At 37.7% G+C, this 21,768-nt stretch carries 23 protein-coding genes; 15 read left to right on the top strand and 8 right to left on the bottom strand.

Annotation, left to right across the window (positions count from 1 at the left end; genetic code table 11):
* The first annotated feature begins 96 nt into the window (after positions 1-96).
* From AC1M85_RS10015 to AC1M85_RS10045, 7 genes are all read left to right on the top strand, one after another.
* Positions 97-1,032, top strand: coding sequence for an ABC transporter ATP-binding protein (locus AC1M85_RS10015; RefSeq protein ID WP_481595579.1), 936 nt, complete (start codon positions 97-99; stop codon positions 1,030-1,032).
* On the top strand, positions 1,029-1,802 hold the full coding sequence (locus AC1M85_RS10020; protein WP_092766033.1) for an ABC transporter permease: 774 nt from the start codon (positions 1,029-1,031) through the stop codon (positions 1,800-1,802). Before AC1M85_RS10015 ends, AC1M85_RS10020 begins: the two co-directional genes overlap by 4 nt.
* A complete protein-coding gene (gene queF / locus AC1M85_RS10025; RefSeq protein ID WP_092766032.1) occupies positions 1,802-2,620 on the top strand; it encodes an NADPH-dependent 7-cyano-7-deazaguanine reductase QueF in 819 nt (272 codons plus the stop codon). Before AC1M85_RS10020 ends, queF begins: the two co-directional genes overlap by 1 nt.
* Before the next feature lie 25 nt (positions 2,621-2,645).
* Positions 2,646-3,299: a hypothetical protein gene (locus AC1M85_RS10030; protein ID WP_092766031.1), complete on the top strand. Its 654-nt coding sequence runs from the start codon at positions 2,646-2,648 to the stop codon at positions 3,297-3,299.
* A 309-nt stretch (positions 3,300-3,608) separates the two neighbouring features.
* Positions 3,609-4,550, top strand: coding sequence for a lytic murein transglycosylase B (mltB, locus tag AC1M85_RS10035; RefSeq protein WP_416224309.1), 942 nt, complete (start codon positions 3,609-3,611; stop codon positions 4,548-4,550).
* Between the two features lie 283 nt (positions 4,551-4,833).
* On the top strand, positions 4,834-5,445 hold the full coding sequence (locus tag AC1M85_RS10040; protein ID WP_218947276.1) for a septal ring lytic transglycosylase RlpA family protein: 612 nt from the start codon (positions 4,834-4,836) through the stop codon (positions 5,443-5,445).
* A 172-nt stretch (positions 5,446-5,617) separates the two neighbouring features.
* Positions 5,618-6,061 carry an Mpo1 family 2-hydroxy fatty acid dioxygenase gene (locus tag AC1M85_RS10045; RefSeq protein WP_488212998.1) on the top strand — a complete coding sequence of 148 codons (444 nt, stop codon included), beginning with the start codon at positions 5,618-5,620 and terminating at the stop codon, positions 6,059-6,061.
* 49 nt (positions 6,062-6,110) lie between these two features.
* Here the strand turns inward: AC1M85_RS10045 and AC1M85_RS10050 are convergent, their stop codons facing one another.
* The 6 genes from AC1M85_RS10050 to rpsB form a co-directional block, all read right to left on the bottom strand.
* Positions 6,111-6,428, bottom strand: a complete 318-nt coding sequence (locus AC1M85_RS10050; RefSeq protein ID WP_481595582.1) for an AzlD domain-containing protein — start codon at positions 6,426-6,428, stop codon at positions 6,111-6,113.
* Between the two features lie 2 nt (positions 6,429-6,430).
* Positions 6,431-7,129 (bottom strand): AzlC family ABC transporter permease, encoded by a 699-nt coding sequence (locus tag AC1M85_RS10055; protein ID WP_488212999.1) that lies wholly within the window; start codon positions 7,127-7,129, stop codon positions 6,431-6,433.
* A 93-nt stretch (positions 7,130-7,222) separates the two neighbouring features.
* The gene (locus tag AC1M85_RS10060) at positions 7,223-8,038 is read right to left on the bottom strand and encodes an AraC family transcriptional regulator (protein WP_481595584.1); all 816 of its coding nucleotides are present in this window, start codon (positions 8,036-8,038) and stop codon (positions 7,223-7,225) included.
* Positions 8,039-8,142: 104 nt separating this feature from the next.
* Positions 8,143-8,655, bottom strand: a complete 513-nt coding sequence (locus AC1M85_RS10065; protein WP_488213000.1) for a DUF3465 domain-containing protein — start codon at positions 8,653-8,655, stop codon at positions 8,143-8,145.
* A gap of 113 nt (positions 8,656-8,768) precedes the next feature.
* Positions 8,769-9,644 (bottom strand): translation elongation factor Ts, encoded by an 876-nt coding sequence (tsf, locus tag AC1M85_RS10070; protein WP_035265686.1) that lies wholly within the window; start codon positions 9,642-9,644, stop codon positions 8,769-8,771.
* Positions 9,645-9,784: 140 nt separating this feature from the next.
* A complete protein-coding gene (rpsB, locus tag AC1M85_RS10075) occupies positions 9,785-10,537 on the bottom strand; it encodes a 30S ribosomal protein S2 (RefSeq protein ID WP_035265684.1) in 753 nt (250 codons plus the stop codon).
* Positions 10,538-10,746: 209 nt separating this feature from the next.
* Between rpsB and map the strand changes: the two genes are divergently transcribed.
* From map to AC1M85_RS10100, 5 genes are all read left to right on the top strand, one after another.
* Positions 10,747-11,571, top strand: a complete 825-nt coding sequence (map, locus tag AC1M85_RS10080) for a type I methionyl aminopeptidase (protein WP_035265682.1) — start codon at positions 10,747-10,749, stop codon at positions 11,569-11,571.
* Positions 11,572-11,833: 262 nt separating this feature from the next.
* Positions 11,834-12,922: an OmpW/AlkL family protein gene (locus tag AC1M85_RS10085; RefSeq protein ID WP_481612830.1), complete on the top strand. Its 1,089-nt coding sequence runs from the start codon at positions 11,834-11,836 to the stop codon at positions 12,920-12,922.
* A 233-nt stretch (positions 12,923-13,155) separates the two neighbouring features.
* The gene (locus tag AC1M85_RS10090; RefSeq protein ID WP_035265681.1) at positions 13,156-14,226 is read left to right on the top strand and encodes an OmpW/AlkL family protein; all 1,071 of its coding nucleotides are present in this window, start codon (positions 13,156-13,158) and stop codon (positions 14,224-14,226) included.
* A 161-nt stretch (positions 14,227-14,387) separates the two neighbouring features.
* On the top strand, positions 14,388-15,539 hold the full coding sequence (locus tag AC1M85_RS10095; RefSeq protein WP_092766024.1) for an OmpW/AlkL family protein: 1,152 nt from the start codon (positions 14,388-14,390) through the stop codon (positions 15,537-15,539).
* Between the two features lie 140 nt (positions 15,540-15,679).
* Entirely contained in the window at positions 15,680-16,894 is a 1,215-nt protein-coding gene (locus tag AC1M85_RS10100; RefSeq protein WP_481588481.1) for an MFS transporter, read from the top strand.
* 128 nt (positions 16,895-17,022) lie between these two features.
* Here the strand turns inward: AC1M85_RS10100 and AC1M85_RS10105 are convergent, their stop codons facing one another.
* Positions 17,023-17,949, bottom strand: a complete 927-nt coding sequence (locus tag AC1M85_RS10105; RefSeq protein ID WP_481610699.1) for a LysR substrate-binding domain-containing protein — start codon at positions 17,947-17,949, stop codon at positions 17,023-17,025.
* A 99-nt stretch (positions 17,950-18,048) separates the two neighbouring features.
* On the opposite strand from AC1M85_RS10105, the gene AC1M85_RS10110 reads away from it, so the two are divergent.
* The 3 genes from AC1M85_RS10110 to chrA all read left to right on the top strand — a co-directional run bounded on the left by AC1M85_RS10110 (position 18,049) and on the right by chrA (position 20,241).
* Positions 18,049-18,408, top strand: a complete 360-nt coding sequence (locus AC1M85_RS10110) for a pirin family protein (protein WP_488213001.1) — start codon at positions 18,049-18,051, stop codon at positions 18,406-18,408.
* 2 nt (positions 18,409-18,410) lie between these two features.
* On the top strand, positions 18,411-18,911 hold the full coding sequence (locus AC1M85_RS10115; RefSeq protein WP_488213002.1) for a pirin family protein: 501 nt from the start codon (positions 18,411-18,413) through the stop codon (positions 18,909-18,911).
* A gap of 124 nt (positions 18,912-19,035) precedes the next feature.
* On the top strand, positions 19,036-20,241 hold the full coding sequence (gene chrA / locus AC1M85_RS10120; protein ID WP_488213003.1) for a chromate efflux transporter: 1,206 nt from the start codon (positions 19,036-19,038) through the stop codon (positions 20,239-20,241).
* A 74-nt stretch (positions 20,242-20,315) separates the two neighbouring features.
* Here the strand turns inward: chrA and sthA are convergent, their stop codons facing one another.
* Positions 20,316-21,731: a Si-specific NAD(P)(+) transhydrogenase gene (gene sthA / locus AC1M85_RS10125; RefSeq protein WP_035265673.1), complete on the bottom strand. Its 1,416-nt coding sequence runs from the start codon at positions 21,729-21,731 to the stop codon at positions 20,316-20,318.
* Positions 21,732-21,768: the final 37 nt, after the last annotated feature.

The raw sequence follows: 21,768 nt of genomic DNA on the forward strand, positions 1-21,768 counted from the left end.
TGTTTCAACATCAAAACAGAGAATTCTGATTACAAAGCTTGGTTTATTTTTCAAGATCACTCACAATATCTCAACTTTTCACCATTCGAGATATTCATGACTGATGCATTGACCTTAAGGGATTTGTCGAAGACCTATCGAAATGGTTTTCAAGCACTAAAAGGAATTAATTTAGATGTTCCAGAAGGTGAATTTTATGCACTTCTAGGCCCTAATGGTGCAGGTAAATCAACCACTATTGGCATCATCAGCTCTCTTACAAAAAAAACTGCAGGAACTGTCCAGATTTTTGGTCATAACCTCGATACACATCCTTCTCAAGCTAAACAATGCTTGGGTGTAGTCCCTCAAGAGTTTAACTTTGCGCAATTTGAAAAGACTTTCGATATTTTAGTCACACAAGCAGGTTATTACGGCATTCCAAAAAAAGTTGCTGAAACTCGTGCAGAGGAGTATCTGACCAAATTAGGTTTATGGGAAAAACGTTCTACTCAAGCCCGTATGCTATCTGGGGGAATGAAACGCCGCCTTATGATTGCCCGAGCAATGATGCATGATCCGAAACTGTTAATTCTCGATGAACCGACTGCTGGTGTTGATATTGAACTACGTCGCTCGATGTGGGACTTCTTAACAGAAATGAATCAGAAAGGTACATCTATCATTCTCACAACACATTATTTAGAAGAAGCAGAAGTACTGTGTCGCAAAATTGCAATTATTGATCGTGGCGTCATTAAAGAAGACACCACCATGAAGAACTTCTTAAATCAATTAAATGAAGAATCTTTCATTTTTGATTTGGCTGAACCTATAGAACCGATACAACTTGACATTATTGGTGTGAAATTTAATTTGGTTGATCCAGTGACCTTAGAAATTACGCTTGATAAAGCACATAGCATGAATGATCTTTTTCAACTTCTAGAATCACAGAACATTCAAGTTCGAAGTATGCGTAATAAATCAAATCGTTTAGAAGAGTTATTCGTCAAAATGGTCGAAAAGAATCTTGATGGAGCTGCGCAATGAATTTTAACCAACTCGCTGTAGCTTTATATACGATTATCCATAAGGAAATTCGTAGATTTATGCGCATTTGGCCACAAACATTGTTACCACCAGCAATTACCATGTCACTGTATTTTGTGATTTTTGGAAATCTAGTCGGTTCAAGAATTGGGGAAATGGGTGGCTTTACCTACATGCAGTTCATTGTACCTGGTCTAATTATGATGGCTGTCATTACTAATAGTTATGCCAACGTTTCATCAAGCTTTTTTAGTTCTAAATTTCAAAAAAGTATTGAAGAACTGATCATGAGTCCAGTGCCTTTACATGCCGTACTTTGGGGTTATGTGCTTGGTGGTGTTGCTCGAGGCTTATTGGTTGCTATCATTGTGACTGCAATGAGTTTATTTTTTACTGACTTATATATTACCAACTGGTTCGTCACAATTTATACCGTCCTGATTACATCATTACTGTTTGCATTAGGTGGATTTATTAATGCTGTCTATGCAAAGTCATTTGATGATATTTCGATTATTCCCACTTTTGTTTTAACACCGTTGACCTATTTAGGTGGGGTGTTCTATGCAATTTCTGCATTAAGCCCATTTTGGCAAAATCTATCTTTAATTAACCCTGTCGTATATATGGTCAATGCATTCCGTTATGGAATTCTTGGTCATAGCGATGTAAATGTATCTATCTCTTTATTAGTAATCACAGCGTGTTGCGCCGTGCTATATGCGGTCGCTTATCACCTACTCTCCCGTGGTTCAGGAATGCGTGAATAATGAGCGTTGAACAATCTCTTTTAGGCAAAGACACCAACTATCCAACTGAATATCAACCTGAGGTGTTATTTCCAATTGCTCGCGCAGAAGCACGAGCGAAGTACGCACATGTAGATGGTATTCAACAAGGAATAGATTGGTGGCATATTTTTGAAATTTCTTGGTTGAATCTGTCAGGGATTCCTCAAGTTGCGATTGGTCGAATGCATCTTCCTGCTTCATCACCTTATCTCATCGAGTCAAAATCTCTTAAGCTATATTTCAATAGTCTGAATTTTGCTCAATTTGAATCTCAAAATCAGTTTATTGAGACAGTCGAGCGTGATCTTGCTAAAGCTGCTAATGCAGAAGTCAGACTTGAATTATTCGATGTTGATCAGTTGAATATTGCCCAGCCTGAAGGAATATGCATCGACCATTATGAGCCTGAACGTCTTGAAAACCACCCTGATGCGAGCTTACTCAAACTCGATGCAGCGTCTTCCGAAGAAATCGTTGAAATTCAATTATATTCGCATTTGTTAAGAAGTAACTGCCCAGTCACAGGACAGCCTGATTGGGGCACAGTTTTTTTAAGATATCGTGGCAAAAAACCTTGTTATCGTTCAATTTTAGCTTATATTATCTCCTATCGTCAGCATAATGGCTTTCACGAACAATGCGTTGAACAAATCTACGCAGACATTTGGGAAAACTTTAATCCTGAAAAGTTGATGGTATATGCGACTTATACACGCCGTGGTGGTTTAGACATTAACCCTTGTCGTGTATCGGACTTTGCATGGATGCCAAGCCCAATTCGATTGGCGCGACAATAAATTGAAGAATAGTTGAGGTTATACGATGTCATATTTTGGTTTTATTCCATCTGAATCTTTGTTAAAGAATATTCAAACTGGAATTGAGAAAAAAAATTCAAACGAACCACTTTACCCTTTGCGTGATCAAACTGCACTCGCTATTAATGATGAAATTATCGATGCAATTTTAGTTGAACTTGTACGTCGTTTCCCTGCAAGTGACAAACGAGAAACAGCTGAAAAGCTAGCTGGCTATATTAAATCGACTGTATCGGTACTGCTTAAACAGTTATTGGGTAAAGCACCAAATGACGTCGTGAGACAATCGATCGAATTCTCCGAAAAGAGTTTATTCAAAGATCCAGAGGGTAATTATCGTGTCGGTGCTCCATTACCCGCTGATTTAGTAACAAACTTAAAAAATAGCTTTGCAGAAGTACGTGCAGGCAATGATGTCAATCGTGCAGTTCTGTCTGAACAATACAAACAATTCGGTGAAGCTGCAGTTCGTCACTTTATGAATGATTTTAATAAGACCCTAGATTTGGGTATGATTAAACGTAAGGCGTCTGATATCGCTTCTTCAGCGGTCATCAAAGCAGTTCATATTGCGATCGATAAGCTCATTCCTAACTTTACTAAAGAAGAATTGTTAGCTACAGCTGAATATCATGACACGCTATTTATTCAAGAATAAATCAGACTAATCAAAAACCTAGCTTCTGCTAGGTTTTTTTATGTTTTAAAAATAGTTCATCAATATTGAATAAATAAAAGACATAATTCATCCATTTTTACACTTTTTATGTAGGTTTTTGTGAATCCATCACGACCTAATGTTATCTTAATAAACATTGCGATTAATCAAATGATGTTGAACTTTTAATCCTTATCAACACTTATACCTTTGCGTCTACCACCGATAATAATTGGATCTGCTGCTGTTATGTTATTTGAAAATTTTAATGTTAAATTACAACGTATTGGTTTAGCACTCAGTGCGTTTATGATCACAAGTTTTGTTCAAGCCAATGACTTCGCTCAACATCCTCAATATCAAAATTTTAAACTAAAAACGATGCAGACCTATGGTTTGAGTGCTGAGCAAGTTGACTGGGCCATGAATGGATCAAAAAACCTACCAAATATTATCAACATTATGAATCGCCCAGGAGAAAGCAAGCCTTGGTACGAATATAAAAAGAATTTTTTAGCAGAAAGTACAATTCAACGTGGTGTGCGTTTTAAAAATCAATATGCAGACACTTTAAATCGAGCAGAACAGCAGTTCGGTGTTCCCCAGTCCATCATTCTCGGTATTCTCGGCGTAGAGACAGGTTTTGGAGCAAATAAAGGTTCATTCATCACACGTGATGCACTAGCCACTTTAGGGTTTGGATATGAACGACGTGCACAATACTTTCAAGACGAATTAAGCGCTTTGATTGCATGGTCTTATAAGGACGGCATTCCAGCTAATTCAGTCGTTGGCTCTTATGCTGGTGCTGTGGGCTATCCTCAATTTATGCCAAGCAATATTCCGAAATTTGGTGTGGATTATGACGGTAATGGTCATATCGATCTCAGAAACTCTGCTGTAGATGCAATTGGTTCTATTGCAAATTATCTTGCTCAACATGGTTGGCAACGAGATCAACCGATTGCTTTTGCCGCACGCTACCAAGGAAATAATGCGGATGCCATCATAGCCAAAGACTTAACACAACCTACTCCATATGGTGCATTAAAAGTTCAAGGCATTAGCCCACTCAATCCTATTGTTAAAATAGATGACTTAGACATGGTCAATGTGATTCAACTACAAGAAAATTATGGACCAGCTTATTACCTTACATATCCTAATTTTCAAGTCATTACGACCTATAACCGTAGTCGAATGTATGCAACTGCACTGTGGCTTTTAGGGACTGAAATCGCGAGTAGATAAATATAAATCTACTTGTTTTCACAAAAGTCAATAAATATTTTTGTGATTAAGTTCACTATTTGCACATTTTACATATTTTGTTACACTATTGATTAATTTTTAACCATATTTTGTGATAATTTGTCGTTTTTGTAACTAAAGTGAAAATAAAGCTAGACACTTTTGTATCAGGATGAATATCATCCACTACCGTTAAATGCAGTTGCACAAGTAAATTTACAGACCATTTAGGTTAATTATCAGCAACTTAGATAATTAACTTAGGGTTCCAAGGAGTTAAACGATGCATGCTTCGCTGAAAATGTTATCAATATTAGGTATTAGTTTGGCTTTGACTCAAACTCATGCCGAGTTGGTTCAATCCTCTTATCTAAATAATGATGTTGACCAATCAAGTCTTGCTTCACGCGTGATTAGCAAAGACTCTACAAGTTTCAATTCGCACTTCTCGAATTTAAACAGTTTAGCAATTACTGAAAGTTCAGGTGATAAAATTCGTCGCGAAACAATCGCAGCGAAAATTCAAGTACCTGTTGAAGAGCCTTCAGTGATTGATAAACTTAATAATGTTGCTTCAAACACTGTTCGTCGTTTTAGTCAAACAGGAGTTGCTTCTTGGTACGGTCGTCAATTTCACGGTCGTAAAACTGCAAGTGGCGAGACATTTGATATGAATGCACTTACTGCAGCGCATCGTAGCCTACCGCTTAATTGCTATATTCGTGTAACGAATAAATCTAATGGTAAAAGCGTCGTTGTTAAAGTAAATGATCGCGGCCCATTTCATGGTAATCGTGTTGTAGATTTATCTTACGGTGCTGCGAAATCTCTTGGTATTACCAATGCTGGTACTGCGCGTGTAAGCATCGAACGTGTGGATGGTCCAAATTCTTAGGTTCTCATGATTCAGCGAAGCATTTAACGGCAAGCCACTCATTGAGTGGCTTTATTATTTTTAATTTTTTTTGATGTGACCAATATACAAAAAAGAATCTTGATTTATCATCTTATGTCATAATGTAGTTTATAGAATAAATAAAATTCAAATAATCAGTGAAGGAAATAGGATGAAGACAATTACAGAATGGTTAGATGAATATAGTGATAGCCATCAAAACCCAACCAATAAAACATTACACTGGATTTGCGTACCCACGATTCTATTCTCGATCATTGGCATACTCGCTCATTTCAGCGCATTACTGACTACCCTTTTACTGGTGTTAACACTCATCTTTTATGCAAGATTAGATCTTGTACTCGCGGTTGCAATGGCAGCGTTATTATTGGTCATGTCTTGGCTTATTATTTTTCTTCCATTCAGGAAAGGATTCTATATTGCTCTATTCGTTTTGGCTTGGATAGGTCAATTTTACGGGCACAAAATTGAAGGGAAAAAGCCATCTTTCTTTAAAGACCTCCAATTCCTTCTGATTGGCCCTCTATGGTGTATGGATGCCTACCTAGATAAGATACTACCCAATTGGAAATCACGCCAAATCAGCGCTTAAATTAGCAAATACAGCATGGGTTAAATTAGAATTTAATTTAGCCCGATGTTCATGCTCTAATTAAGTAATTTATGAGATAGAAAAACAGTAAAGTAAAAACTAAATTACTGATAACTTTTTGACTTATTAGCGCAAGCAGTACACAAAATATTGCTGCCCATAAATAGTGATTACTCGACATAACCCTTAATTCTGCTGCTTCATAAAATACAATCGGTACACATATTGCAGTCAACAAACATGGCGCAGAATATTTCAACATCTGTTTCAAAATTCTAGGAAGTGGCACATTTACCCTTGGCTCCAAGAATAAATATCGATTAATAAAGATCATGATCGACAACCCCAGCAAAAGCATCCAGCTCATTTTTAATCCCCTTTTGTTGTTTGCCATTTTTCAACTATCACACTGGCAAACATTCCACATAGACCAGAAATAATTAACGCTGCATTTACTTGGTAAGCTTCTAAAATTAAAGAAAAAATTATGGTAATCACAACACCAACAAGTATTGTAAGATTTTTTATCATTGGCACTATAATTAATATAAGCAGTGCAACGACTGAGAAATCAAGATGCAAATTTGATAAATTAGGAATGAAGTGAGCAAGCACAATCCCAAATAAACTAAATATCAGCCAAAAAATATAAAAACAAAGTCCTGCTCCAAATAAATATGCGAATGAGCGTTGTGATTTATTTTTTACACCAACCGCAAATACTTCATCCGTCAGCAGAAAGCCAAATACAATACGTTTAAATAGTGGAAATTTACTAACATCATTTCGAAAATTAAGCGCGTAAATTAAATGCTGACTCGTCAGAAAAAAAATCGTCAGATAGATTGTCATCAGCGAAGCCTGCCCCGAAACCAATCCTAAGCTCACTAATTGTGCAGCACCAGCAAACATAAACAATGACATTGCAAAAGATTGTATCGCATTCAATCCAGTCTGTATCGCCAAAGAGCCAGCCAATACCCCCCATGGCATGACTGCAATTGCCAACGGCATAATACCCAGCACACCATGTATAAAATTCTTTTTTGTATCACTCATCTTTTTCATCAATACATCTTAATCTGATTCACTTATCGATTATTATCATCTGATGAGTAATGATTGATCTTGAATAATATTGCGGCGCAAATTTAAGGAAAATTAATAGTTCAAAAGATATTGTCTAGGCGTTACACCTATTGCACTTTTAAAATGTCGATTTAAATGACTCTGATCAGAAAATCCAGTGAGTTGTGCAACCTCAGTTATTCGCACCCCCTGCTTAAGCAATTGTTTAGCTTTTTGAATTCTTCTTTGAACAAGCCAACTATGTGGAGGCAATCCCGTATGTTTTTTAAATTCACGTAATAAATGCCATGGGCTTGTATCTACATATGCAGACAACTCGTGTAGAGAATAGTCATGTTCAGGAAAACTACTCATAAGTTCTTTTATTAGTTCAACTTTTTTTCTCATTTCTGGTATGTTGATTGGACTCAATTTCGCCCGCCCATAGCAATAGATCAATCTGGCCAATGTCGTCAAATAGAGGCTTTCTTTAAGCAAAGTATCCTCGCCCTGCTCAAATAAATCGAATAAAAATACTAGTTGCCTCGCCAAACCCAAATCATGAATCACTGCATCCGAGAACCATGGGACTGCATTCTTGGTTGTAAAAAAATCTCGACTCAGATCTAATATCATTTCAGGTGTTGGGTAAATTGCTCGATATTTCCAACCAGTTTCCACAGCGGATGAACCAGTATGTATTTCATCAGCATTCACCAGAATAATATCGCCTTTAGGTGCGATATGAAGCTTTCCAGAGCGGTAAAAACTTTGTGCCCCATCTTCAATGACACCAATACAATAGCCCTCATGAGCATGTTTTGAAAATTGCTTACGTTGAAATTGAGCTTTTAATAATTCCAATCCGCCCAATTCTTTGAAATGAAGATAATTAGCAGACTCTTGCATCTTTTTTCTGGATATTACGCCTATAAAATTGCATAAAAACTATCACGCCTGCATTTTAAATCTAGAATGAAATTGCTCATCTCATATATTTATTTTTATAAAAATTATTGATAACTTTGACCCTGATGCTTTAACCAACCATCAATATGCAGTTTTTTAGGATCATGGTGAGTCCAATGAATTACACCACCCTTGTCGGTATATTCATATTCACCATAGAACTCGACGATATCCCCTTTTTGAATATTCTCAACACGTGGTGCCAAGTCTATATTATGAGCTACCAAAACTGTCTGACCATGATTAAGTTTTAAAATAAATTTCTGATGTCTAGATCCTTCATTATCATCATTTAATATTGCAACAACTTCTCCAGAAGCCCTAACTTGCACATCACTCATCTTTTTTTGAAAAAGTGTCGCTATTTTTGCGGCATCATCATTATCCGCAGAGGATAGTTCTCGTTGGTTAGCATCATTATATTGAGTACTTGCATCTGTAGGATTTAGTGCGTGCTCATTACTCTGTTTTAAATCCTGTTTTAAATCGACACCGAAATATGCTGCGACCAACACTGCAATTAACGCAACAATACTCATTTTTGATTTCTGAGACATATTGATCTCTAAGTTATATTTTTATTTCATCCTAAAGTTTATATCATTTAGACTCATCAAAAAAAAGAAAAAGCCCTTAAAGGGCTTTTTCTTTTTCAAAATAATTGATTCAATTATTTTGCAGCAGCTTGAGCAGCAGCAACTTCTTCAGCGAAAGAAAGTTCAGCTTTTTTCTCAATACCTTCACCCACTTCGAAACGTACGAATTGAGCAACAGTTGTACCTGTAGACTTAAGAACATCAGCAACTTTCTTGTCGTTGTCGATAACGTACATTTGACGCTCAAGAACAACTTCATTTAAGTATTTTTCAACTGAACCAGTTACCATTTTTTCAACGATATTCGCTGGTTTACCAGATTCAATTGCTTTTGCTTCAGCAATTTCTTTCTCTTTAGCGATTAACTCAGCAGAAACACCTTCAGCATTTACAGCAACTGGGTTGAACGCAGCAACGTGCATTGCGATACCTTTACCAGTAGCAGCATCACCAGCAAATGAAACTACAACACCGATTTTTAAACCGTGTTTGTAAACTGCAAGGTTTTCACCTTCAACGATTTGAGCACGACGAACTTGAATGTTTTCACCGATTTTTTGAACAAGCGCAATACGAGCTTCTTCTACAGTTGCACCATCTTCAAGTTTCAATTCAGCAATTTGAGCAGCATCAGTTACATTCGCAGCAAGCGCAGCAGCAGCAACTTTCGCAGAGAAACCAGCAAAGTTTTCGTCTTTAGCAACGAAGTCAGTCTGACAGTTTACTTCTAAAAGAATTGCTTTATTGCCTTCTTGAGCAATTGTAATCGCGCCATCAGCAGCAATGTTACCTGCTTTTTTAGCAGCTTTTGCTTGACCAGATTTACGAAGGTTGTCGATCGCTAACTCGATATCGCCACCAGCTTCTGTCAACGCTTTTTTACATTCCATCATTGCTAGACCAGTACGATCACGCAACTCTTTAACCATGCTTGCAGTAATAGCAGTCATGTTATTCTCCTAAATTCGGTCGAGATATGTATCTGTTAACAAAAACGGCCCAAATTAATCATCTGGGCCGTTTTGCTTGATTGATGCTTAAGATGCCACGATTACGTGTCGCAAAAATGACAAATCCGCATCAAATCGCATTAAGCCTCAGGAGCTTCTTTAGCAGCTTCTTCGCCTTTAGCTTGCGCATTAGCTTGAGTTTGAGCGTATTCTTTACCAGCAATAATCGCATCAGCCATCGCAGTAGCGTAAAGAGTTACAGCGCGGATCGCATCATCGTTACCAGGAATAACGAAATCAACGTTATCTGGGTTAGAGTTAGTATCAACGATACCGATTACTGGAATACCAAGGTTCTTAGCTTCTTTGATTGCAATCGCTTCGTGGTCAACGTCGATGATGAACAATGCGTCAGGTAAACCACCCATGTTCTTAACACCGCCAAGAGCACGTTCAAGTTTTTCCATTTCACGAGTACGCTCTAAAGCTTCACGTTTAGTAAGCTTAGCGAAAGTACCGTCAGTAGACTGAGTTTGAAGATCTTTAAGACGGTTGATTGATTGACGAAGAGTTTTCCAGTTCGTCAACATACCACCTAACCAACGGTGATCTACATATGGTTGACCAGCACGTTGAGCTTGTTCACGGATGATGTTAGAAGCAGCACGTTTAGTACCAACGAACAATACTTTGTTCTTTTTGCTTGCTAGGTTGTTAACAAAGTTCAATGCATCATTTAACGCAGGAACAGTGTGCTCAAGGTTGATGATGTGAATTTTGTTACGCGCACCAAAAATGTATTGACGCATTTTTGGATTCCAGAAGCGAGTTTGGTGACCGAAGTGCGCACCAGCTTGAAGAAGGTCGCGCATGCTTACGTTGTAATCTGCCATTTTCTTTACCTTAAAAGTTTGGGTTAGGCCTCCATATGTCCGCATTCTCCACCCTTACGGGCACCCAGAGTAATGTGTCGACATATGTGCGGATTTTATTAACCAACATATCATCCGATTAAGTGAATCTATTCACGAAAAGCATTTGATAAATTGGGCGGCTATTTATACCATAGTCACACACAAATTTCCAAAAGTTTTTAAAGATCATGAACAGTACTTATGAAGCACCACGTCGTTTAATTAAATCTGCTGAAGATATCGAAAAGATGCGTGTGGCGGGACGACTAGCGGCAGAAGTTTTGGATATGATCAAACCGCATATCAAGCCTGGTGTGAGTACACTAGAATTGGATACGATTTGTCATGATTATATTGTGAATAAACAAGATGCTATTCCTGCTTGCCTAGGCTATGGTGCTGCGCCTGGTCGTCCTGCATTCCAGCATACGATTTGCACATCAGTAAACCATGTGGTTTGCCACGGTATTCCCTCTGAAAACAAAATCTTGAAGAAAGGTGACATCTTGAATATTGATGTCACTGTGATTAAAGATGGATTTCATGGTGATACCAACATGATGTACATCGTGGGTGGCGAGACTTCTATTCTTGCAGATCGCTTATGCAAAGTTGCACAAGAAGCAATGTATCGTGGTATTGCTACGGTAAAACCTGGTTCGACGATCGGTGATATTGGTCATGCTATTCAAAAATATGTTGAGTCAGAGCGTTTCAGTGTCGTTCGTGAATATTGTGGTCATGGTATTGGCACTGTTTTCCATGATGAACCTCAAGTGCTTCATTACGGTCAACCAAATTCAGGCATGGTTTTAGAAGAAGGTATGACATTTACAATTGAACCAATGGTCAATGCTGGTGTATGGCAAACTAAACTTCTTGGTGATAAATGGACAGTTGTAACGAAAGATCATAAATTATCTGCGCAATATGAACATACTGTTTTAGTCACTAAAACAGGTGTCGAGGTATTAACTGCTCGCCCTGAAGAGGATTTATCCCGATTTCAATAATTTTAGTTAATTAATAAAGTTAAAAAAGTCAGACCAATTTAAATTGATCTGACTTTTTATTTTGCTAAGTCACTCAATAAGAAATAAATTCACAAACAAACCTAACAAATGTTGGATTTCCTAGAATTAAATTAATGATTTTTATAAATTTTTTTCACAAAAATGAGCAAAAATGCTTTTCAAATTGATTCATTTTATGTTTATATAACGCTTAAAGAATGTAAAACAACAACTAGCAACAAAATCGGACAGGGAGTCCAAAATGACGAAAAAAGCATTCTGGTGCATGGTCGTACCTATTGTTTTTGCATCTACAACTATTTATGCAGAATCATCATTTTTTAATCTGGATGAAACTGAAGGGTTTAAACGATATTCAATTTCAGTCGGACCATTACATGTTATGCCTCAAGGTAAAGCCAAGGCACCTAAAATTCGTACAGCAGTAAAAAATGGTGAAGTTGCAAAAAATGGTGATATTACACTTTCTACAGTTTTTGAGAACTTAGATCCTGATAAAGAAAAAGAAAATCAAAGTATGCAAGCACTTTTGAAGATCGTTGATGCTTTTAGTGATACTTATCCAGCCAGTCAAAGTGGAACTTCAACTGTAAGCGGCATTGAAAGTTGGAGTATGGATGGTTCTGGAATGACTGCAGATGATGTCACAACACTTGGCATCATGATCAATTACCATTTCAACGATAAGATCTCATTCGAGAGTAAAGCTGGGTTCCCCCCAAAAGTAGATATTCAAGGAAAAGGTAAGATTACAGCACCGTTTACAGCTGAAGCCAATGCAAATTTAGGGTTGATCTCCCTACCTACCATTTATCTGAAGAATGATTTGCCAATTACAGATCTTGAGAGTCATGGAAACTCTATTGCGACAGCTCGTGCATGGACCCCAATGTGGGAATTGCAGTACCATTTTGGACAGACTGGGATCAATAAATTTAGACCCTATGTTGGGCTTGGACTTATGGTCGCATACTTCAATGAATTAGAATTGAATCCAAGCCTTGAAAAAGACTTAATTGATTCAGGTCACATGATTGCCAATATGAAAAATGGACGCGGTGGCGATGCATTAATTAAAGGTAAAAAAAGTACAGCAAACCCCAAGGTTAAACTTGAAGCCGACCTAAGTTTCGCGCCAATAGCCACGCTTGGATTTACTTACGACTTCAATCAAAACTGGTTTGCAGTAGCCTCTATTAGTTATGCACATCTAACAGGTAAAACCACGATTGAAGTCAACGATGATAAACTTGGAACATTATTTTCATCGGAAGTTGATTTAGAAGTAAACCCGATCATTGGTTATGCTGGTGTAGGCTATCGCTTCTAAAACACTTGAGGCATATTGAAGCCACACCCCAATATGCCCAATCCATCACTAACAAAGGAAAAATAAGACAATTAGTATACATTTTAAAATCTAACTTATATCATATTTTTCAATAATTTAACAATTGTAAATTAGGATAATAAATTTGATTTCAAGTGAACAAACTGCTTTGCATTTAGATGATTTAATGAATATAAAATGAACTAAAAATTGGACATGGAGTCCTTCAAACAATGAAGAAGTTTTTAGTTCCTACATTATTCGCAAGTTCATTCTTATCTACTCTGAGTTATGCGGAGTCAGGATATTTCAGCCTTTCTGATGAGGGGTTTAAGCGTTTTTCAATTTCAGTGGGTGCATTACATGTAATGCCGCAAGGTAAGGCCCAACCTTTTAATGTCAAAACAGTCATAAATGACAATTATGAATCTAAAGTTGGGGACATTAATGCTTCCACTGTAATCGATAACCTTGACCCAGATCGTAAACCAAATTATTTAGTAGAAGGTATTGTTAAATTAATTTCTGCTTTTCAAGGCAATGTCTCAGGGGCTATTAGTGGAAAATCCTATATTAATGGATTAGCTGAATGGGATAATCCGAATACGGGCTTGGAGGCTGATAAAGTTACAACAGTTGGCATCATGAGCAGTTATCACTTTACAGATAATTTGTCTGTGGAAATAAAAGGTGGAATTCCACCTAAAGTGGATATCAAAGGTATTGGAAATATTAAAGCCCCCTTCTCAGCTACTGCAGCACCGTTAGGTGGAATTGCGGGGAACTTAGACCTCAAAAATAATATTCATATTACTAATCTAGAACAATCTTCAAAAGCTGCTGAAGCTAGAGCATGGACCCCTGCTTTTGAATTACAATATCGTTTTGGTGAGACCGGGATTAATAAATTCCGCCCTTACGTTGGCGTTGGATTAATGTACGCTTATTTTAATGAGCTAAAAATGGATCCAGGTATTGAAAAAGATTTAGTCGCCGCTGGGCATATGATCCAAAATATTATTAATCAAAATGCTGGTGCAGCACTCGATAAGAAAGATACCAATGGAAAAATGAAAGTTAATTTAGAAGCAACTGATGTTTTTGCACCTATAGCTACAGTTGGATTCACCTACGACTTTAATGATACATGGTATGCAGTAGCATCTATTAGTTACGCTCACTTGCAGAATGAAACGAAGATCACAGTCGTCAATGAAAATACTGGACAAGAGTTAATCAACTCAAAAGCTGATATCGAGATTAACCCGATATTAGGCTATGCTGGGGTTGGCATGCGTTTCTAACGCATAGAGTAAGAAAAGAGGCAATTGCCTCTTTTTTGTAATCAAACAAAAACCAAACATAATTGGCAAATTATTACTACAATGTGTCTAAAAATAAATTTGATAATAAAAATACAAAAATAATCACTCTTTATTTACAGTTTTGGACATGGAGTTCCATAATGAAAAAAAAACTAGCTTACTTAGTTGCATCTATCAGTGCGTTAAGTTTTCCAGTCTTCAGTTATGCAGATTCACCTTATTTTAGTTTGAAAGATGGAGATGGCTTTAAACGTTTTTCTGTATCAGTGGGTGCATTACATGTAATGCCTCAGGGTAAAGCTCAACCGATTAATATTAACACCGCTGTACCAGAGGGTACCAAGTCTGAAGTTGGACGAATTTCAACATCTTCTGTACTAGGTGCTATTGATACTTCGACAGCAGATGGTGTTGATAAAAAACGTAAATTAGAGACACTTATAAACTCAGGTCTTGTTAGCCCATTAATCCTTGATGAAATCGATGGCGTAAAATATCTTAAGCCATCAGTTGGTGGCACTGCCGAAATTGATGGATTATCATCATGGACTGCTCAAGGGACAGGATTAGAAGCTGATGATGTCACTACCCTCGGAATCATGACTAATTACTTCTTTACAGATAATATTTCTTTAGAAGTCAAAGCAGGAATTCCACCTAAGGTTGATATTAAAGGTAAAGGGAATATATCAGCACCTCTCACAGGCTCAGTAGATCCTGGAAACGTCAATATCATTATTGCAGATATAGATGCTGGGAGTATTATTGGCGGCAATATTCCACTTAAACAAGATATCCAAGTAACAAATCTTGGAGCCCACGGTAAAGTTGCAGAAGCTCGTGCATGGACGCCAGCATTCGAATTCCAATACCATTTTGGTAAAACAGGCGTAAATAAATTTAGACCTTATGTAGGGCTTGGTTTAATGTATGCATACTTCAATGAATTGGAAATGAACTCCAACCTTGAAGCTGATCTAGTCGCTGCAGGTCATAAAATTGCGAACATCAAATTAGGTGAAGCTGGGAAAGCACTTGATGGAATTGAAAGTACTGCGAATCCTAAAGTTAAACTCGAAGCTAAAGATGCTTTCGCCCCTGTAGCTACTGCCGGTTTTACTTATGATTTCAATGATCGTTGGTTTGCAGTCGGGTCAATTTCCTATGCGCATCTTAAAGGTGAAACAACAATTACAGTAAACGATGCTGAACTTGGTGAATTAATCAATGCAAAATCAGATATCGAAATTAATCCAATTCTGGGATATGCCGGTATTGGTTATCGATTCTAATTTCCATCAGTCTTCATAAAGCGGCCAAGTGCCGCTTTATTCATTCTAATAACTAAATTTTATTGATTGATAAATTTTTATTCTGTCGTCATGATGCTACTGATCTTTTAAAATTACAAAAAATGCTAAGCGGATTGACCATGTCAGAAACCAAATTTTCAAAACCCCTTATCTTCATGCTCATTGGGAGTGCTTTTATTTTGGCACTCTCCTTAGGTGTCAGACATGGATTTGGCTTGTATTTAGTTCCAATGAGTCATGAGTTTAATTGGAATCATCAAGTTTTCAGTTTAGCAATTGCCTTTCAAAATTTATTATGGGGTGCTGTTCAACCCTTTACGGGAGCGCTAGCAGATAAATATGGGAGTAAAAAAGTCGTTGCCGTAGGCGGCGCTTTATATGCGATTGGACTTGTGATGATGGCATTTAGCTCAACAGGGCTTCTCATCAATCTTAGTCTAGGTCTAATCATTGGTTTGGCTTTATCAGCTACTTCATTTTCTGTTTTGCTCTCTGCTGTCGGACGTGCAGCGCACCCAAGTCGACGTAGTATGGCTATGGGTATTGCCAGCGCAGCAGGCTCTTTTGGGCAATTTATTATGTTGCCAACCACACTTTTACTCTTACAAAATTTTGGTTGGTCATCGGCGCTACTCATCACAGCGATTTTAATTGCATTAATTGTACCCTTGGCTTGGATGCTAAAAGCTCCAATGTATCAAGCGCCTCAAGCAGTTGATGCGATTGCTAAACCTTCTTTAAGTTTTAAACAAATACTCATTGTTGCTAAAAACCACAAACCTTTTATCTGGTTAGCATTAGGATTTTTAGTTTGTGGATTTCAAGTCGTGTTTTTGGGCATTCATTTGCCGGGTTATTTAACTGACCATGGTTTCAGCACCACCACTGGTACTATGTTTTTAGCCTTGGTTGGGCTATTTAATATTGTTGGAACTTACACAGCTGGTTGGCTGGGTGATAAATATTCCAAACCTAAATTGCTCATGTGGTTATATGGACTACGTGGCATCGCCATCATTTTATTCCTCGCATTGCCACTCTCGATCTTTACGATTTATAGTTTTGCCATCATTATGGGTTTATTATGGTTATCAACCGTCCCCCTTACCAATGGTATTGTTGCCAATATGTTTGGCGTTAAATATCTCACCATGCTAAGTGGAATTGTATTTTTCACTCACCAAGTTGGTTCATTTTTTGGAGGATGGTTGGGTGGCTTAAATCATGATATGACAGGCAATTACAATATTATTTGGATGATGTGTATTGCGCTCAGTATCTTCGGTGTATTCATTCATTTATTTGTTAATGAGGAGAATGTCGTCAATGACTAATCGCTTCAATCTGCTCAACATCAGCATATTCATCGGAGTCATCCTTCTGCTTAGTCTATCGATTACTTTGTGGATGAACACTCCTGATTTATTTACATATTTTAATCAAGCTTTTTGCGCACATTAATTCATATAATTTCATGGTTTTGACAGCTCAGTTTTTTAAATTCCTCAATCAAATAATCTAATAAACATCTCACGGCAGGCATCATGCCTTGTCGTGATGTATAGGCAACATGAATAACGCCACGTGGCAACTCCCATTCAGGAACTAATTCTACAAGAGTGCCTTGATTAAGCTCTTCATAAACAAATACTCTAGGTAATGATGCTATTCCAACACTGTTCAACACTGCAGATTTCATGGCAGCAAAATTATCAGTTTTGAGTCTTGGAAAGAATTCTACTTCTTGAAACTGATTAACTGTGTCAAATTTGGATTGAAATCTCCAAATCGATTTTGGGACATGAAAACCTATACTCGGAAGTTGTTCAAGGTTATCCAAATGGATAGGCTCATGAATCTGTTGAATTAATTCAGGCGTTGCCACTAACACATGTTGCCAAGCATCAAGCTCTCGTACAATCAAGTCGCTATCTTCAAGTGGTAAATTTCTCACCCTCACAGCCAAATCAATCCCCTCTTCTATGAGATCAATTTTACGATTTGTTGCGACCAGATGAACTTGAACACGTGGGTAATGTTGCATGAATTTAGCAATCATATTCCCCAATGGAAACTCAACCAAACCAATTGGACACGAGATTCGAATTAAACCTGAAGGCTCGCTCGACAAACTTTGCTCTACAAAATTTTCTGCCGCCTCCACTTGATCCAAAATCTTAATACAATATTCAAAAAATTCTTGACCAACTGCGGTTACGGCAAACTTTCGTGTATTTCGTTGCAATAATCTTACGTGTAAACGGTTTTCCAAATCTGAAATATGACGAGACAACTTAGATTTTGTAATACCTAAAGCTTCACTTGCCTTAGTAAAACCTTGATATTTAACGACTTGCACAAAATAGTAGTAATCATTTAAATTTTGCATAATTGTTTCATTTTTGGAATTATCTGTTGAGAGAATCGCCCTGTAATCTCATCAATATACCTCAATATCATGATTAGAACGATATATAGAGGAATACAAATGACACAAGTTCAGAAAGTCTATACCAGCGATCGAAGCACATGGGTGGGTGATGGTTTTCCAACAAACTCCATGTTACCCATGCATGAAATAGGAAATCATACCAGCCCATTCTTGGTAATGGGTTATACAGGTCAATATCGATTTTCTCCAAGTCACCACCAACGCGGTGTTGGTTTACACCCCCACCGTGGTTTTGAAACGGTGACGATTGTCTATGACGGCGAATTAGAGCATCGTGACTCAAAAGGCAATCATGGAAAAATTGGTCCAAACGAAGTGCAATGGATGACCGCAGGTAAAGGTATTCTGCATGAAGAACACCATTCGGAAGCTTTTGCAAAAACTGGCGGAGTTTAGATATGGTTCAACTTTGGGTAAATCTACCAGAGCATGCCAAGATGACTGAGCCGAGATATCAGGAATTGACTGAGCAAAATATTCCTGAAGTTTTATCTCACGATGAGCAAACCAAGATTCGTGTTATTGCTGGTCAATATCAAATCGGCTCAACTGTTTATCAAGGACCAGCTCAAACATTTAGCAACATGAATGTTTATGACATTAGACTTAATCATGGAGCACGCCTTCCATTAAATCTTATGCCAAACTGGAATCATCTGATTTTCATCCTTGATGGAGAAGTTGAGATTGATGGTCAGATCTATACAGCCATGCAAACGCTTTATCTTGACCCAAAATCAACACAGGTCGAAATATTTGCTCATCGTACGGCGAAAATTCTTTGCTTAAGTGGTGAACCATTGAATGAACCCATTGTTGCCCACGGTCCTTTCGTCATGAATACTCAGGAAGAAATCGTGCAAGCATTTGATGATTTCAGAAATGGAAATTTTGCTTAATTTAACATCCACAAGCCTTATCAGTTTCAAGATAAGGCTTACCCCTCATCACTCCTTCATTCATTTCAAATACTTGTCATAATCGCCTATTAGACTTAGTTCAAAAACATCGTACGATTAATAAATGAAATCAGATAATTTTCCTAAAGTTAGCTTATCAGCACTATTTTTTATTTTTCTTAAATTAGGATGTATTTCATTTGGCGGTCCTGCAGCGCATTTAGTGTTATTTCATCGCACTTTTGTTGATCAACTCAAATGGTTAAGCTCTCATGAATATGGACAATTGGTCGCATTAGCGCAATTGTTGCCAGGTCCGACCAGTAGTCAAGTGGGGTTATCGATAGGATATTTATCCAAAGGATATTGGGGGGGCTTTATTGCTTGGTTAGGATTTACATTACCTGCCTTCATTCTAATGACTTCATTTGCTATTTTTGGTCAATATTTTTTTTCCGATATACCTCTCGAACTCTTTCACGTCATCCATTTGATTGTAATAGCCGTCGTCATTTGGGCTTTTTTACAAATGTTCAAAAGCTTCTGTACTGAAATTTGGCAGTATGTCCTGATGCTGAGTTCTGCTTTTTTTATTTATTTTACACAGTGGAGCTATAGTCAAATTTTCTTAATTTTAGTGGCTGGATTCATTGGCTTAGCTTTTACAAAAAAAGGAAAATCTCAGCCATCACCGCACATCAAAACCACTCAGACATCTCCAAAATATCATTATCTCTGGCTCATCCTGTTTGTAGCTTTATTTATTATTTTTCCTGCGTTGCAATTTATCTATTCATCAAGCTTGCTTAGCAATCTAGAAAGCTTTTATCAAACTGCTTCAATGGTTTTTGGAGGCGGTCATATCATCCTGCCACTCATGTATGAAGATTTTGTGCTTACTCAACACATCACTGTGGAACAATTTGACTTAGGCTATGCATTTGCTCAACTTATTCCAGGCCCTTTATTTAGTTTTGCAGGATACGTTGGCACATATTTAGGATTTACCGCATCGCCTTTACTTAACGCTGCGATTGCAACCAGTATAATTTTCCTGCCCTCATTTCTGCTTATTTTCGGCACGCTCCCTTATTGGTCAAAATGGGTCAAAAACAAAAAGATTGCAGCAGCCGTAGCTGCAATTAATGCAGCGGTCATCGGGTTATTACTCTGTTTAATTGCTCAAATGGCTGAAAAACATCTACACTCAATTTATGATTTTATTTTTATCGGCATTGTCATTCTTTTACTGAGATCAAAAATCCCTGTCATCATCTCTTTATTAGCGAGCTTTGTTAGCTATGGAGCTTTATTGTATTTTGTAATTTAAAGATCAAACTTAAATGCAAAAATAAAAAAACTCGCAAGCCTGGACTTGCGAGTTTTTTTTGTCATCAAGTCGCCTTAGAACAAGCGATTCATCCCGTTTAACGTTGCTACGCGATAAGCTTCAGCCATCGTTGGGTAGTTAAACGTTGTCTCAACAAAATACTTGATGGTATTGTTCGGACTATTCATCACGGCTTGACCAATATGAATAATTTCAGAAGCATTATTACCGAAGCAATGCACACCTAAAATTTCTAAGGTTTCGCGATGGAACAAAATCTTTAACTCACCCACTGTATCACCCGTGATTTGTGCACGAGCAAGGTGACGGAAAGACGCCTGACCAACTTCATAAGGAATTTTTTCTTCAGTTAATTCCTGCTCAGTTTTACCAATTGATGAAATCTCTGGAATGGTATAAATACCAGTAGGAATATCAACTACGGGTTGGATACCTTGTTCACCACTCATAATCGCGCCAGCACAGCGACCTTGGTCATATGCAGCTGAAGCTAGAGACGGCCAACCAATTACGTCACCCGCAGCATAAATATTTTCAACCTCAGTTTGATACTGCTCGTTCACTGATAGTTGTCCGCGGCTGTTTGGTTTGATGCCAACATTTTCCAAGCCAAGACCATCTGTATTACCAGATCGACCATTACACCATAGAATTGCATCAGCTTTAATTTTCTTGCCACTTTCAAGATGCAACACCACATGATCATCAAATGTTTCTAAGTGATCAATCTGCTCATTGTGGCGAATCAATACACCTTGTTCACGTAAGTGATATGACAATGCATCAGCAATTTCGTCATCTAAATAGCTCAGTAATTTATGCTGAGTATTAATCAAATCAACTTTGTGATCTAAGCCAATAAAGATAGATGCATATTCACAGCCAATGACACCAGCGCCATAAATAATGATTTTTTGAATTGAAAAATCTAGATCTAAGATTTTGTCAGAATCAAACACACGTGGGTGATTGAAATCTAAAATTGAAGGACGATATGGACGACTACCTGTCGCAATCACCAACTGTTTAAAAATAATCGTTTCTTTCACACCTTCAGGCGTGAAAATCACCACCGTATTTTGATCTTGGATATAAGCACGACCGTGGAAAATATCAATGCGGTTACGGTCGTAAAAACGCGAGTGTGTATCCACTTGCTGTTGGATCACTTTATGCGCATTACGAAGCACTTGCTTCATGGTGAATTGTTTCCAATCACCCACTTTTTGGAACATTGGATCACGTTGATAACGGATAATGCTAGAAACCGTTTGACGTAAAGCTTTACTTGGAATGGTTCCTACATGAGTACAGTTACCACCAAGTTGTTCACGCATATCAACTACTGCAACGCGCTTGCCTGATTTGGCAAGTTTCATTGCCGCACCTTCACCAGCAGGGCCTGAACCTAAAACGACTGCATCATATTTGACAAAGGTTCCACTCACGACCTCTTTCTTACGCGGCATTCAATGCTCCTATACAATTATCTCTTCATTTATCTAA

This window comes from Acinetobacter sp. 24-47-64 (assembly GCF_057737055.1).